The sequence below is a fragment of the Streptomyces sp. FH025 genome (genome assembly GCF_017427025.1).
Classification (GTDB): Bacteria; Actinomycetota; Actinomycetes; order Streptomycetales; family Streptomycetaceae; genus Kitasatospora.
Map to the genome: position 1 here is coordinate 1 of NZ_JAFLNG010001217.1, position 1,096 is coordinate 1,096.

The 1,096-nt window shown below is 71.2% G+C and carries 1 protein-coding gene; it reads left to right on the plus strand.

The features are described from left to right. Window positions 1–1,096: type I polyketide synthase (locus J0670_RS38520; RefSeq protein ID WP_243438117.1), on the plus strand; the 1,096-nt coding region annotated here is incomplete at both ends.

A 1,096-nucleotide genomic window follows, 5' to 3' on the forward strand; every position in this document is an offset into this window, starting at 1 on the left:
CGCCACGGGCCTGCGACTGCCCGCCACCGCCGTCTTCGACTACCCGAGCCCGGCGGCCCTGGCCGACTTCGTGCTGGCCGAGCTGGCCGGTGAGGGCCCTTCCGCATCGGTGGGTGCCGTGGTCCCGGCATCGGGCCGTACACCGCTGGATGACGACCCCCTGGTCATCGTCGGGATGGCGTGCCGGTTCCCGGGAGGAGTGTCGTCCCCCACCGAGTTCTGGGAACTGCTCAGGTCGGGATCGGACGCCATCGGCGAGTTCCCGTCCGACCGCGGCTGGGCGACGGACGTCTACGACCCGGACCCTGAGGCGGTCGGCAAGAGCGTCTCGCGGGAGGGTGGATTCCTCTACGACGCGGGGGAGTTCGACGCGGAGTTCTTCGGGATCAGTCCGCGTGAGGCCGTGGCGATGGATCCGCAGCAGCGCCTGCTGCTGGAGACGTCCTGGGAGGCGCTGGAGGACGCGGGGATCGACCCGACGGAGCTGCGGGGCAGCGCGACGGGTGTGTTCACCGGGCTCTTCTACCACGACTACCTGCCTTCGCACTTCGTGCCGGAGGAGGTCGAGGGGTACCTCGGAACAGGCGGCACGGGCTCGGTCGCCTCGGGTCGGGTGGCGTATGCGCTGGGGCTGGAGGGTCCGGCGGTGACGGTGGACACGGCGTGTTCGTCGTCGCTGGTGGCGCTGCATCTGGCGTGTCAGTCGCTGCGTTCGGGTGAGAGCTCGCTGGCGCTGGCCGGCGGCGTGAACGTGATGTCGACGCCCGGGACGTTCATCGACTTCTCGCGCCAGGGCGGTCTGGCGGCGGATGGTCGTTGCAAGGCGTATGCGGAGTCCGCGGACGGGACGGGCTGGGGCGAGGGCGTCGGCGTCCTGGTCCTGGAGCGGCTTTCGGACGCTCGGCGGCTCGGGCACGAGGTGCTCGCGGTGGTCGCGGGGACCGCGGTCAACCAGGATGGCGCCTCCAATGGTCTGACGGCGCCGAACGGTCCCTCGCAGCAGCGGGTGATCCGTGCCGCCCTGGCCAACGCGGGCCTGTCCACGGGCGATGTGGATGTGGTCGAGGGTCATGGGACGGGCACCAGGCTGGGTGAC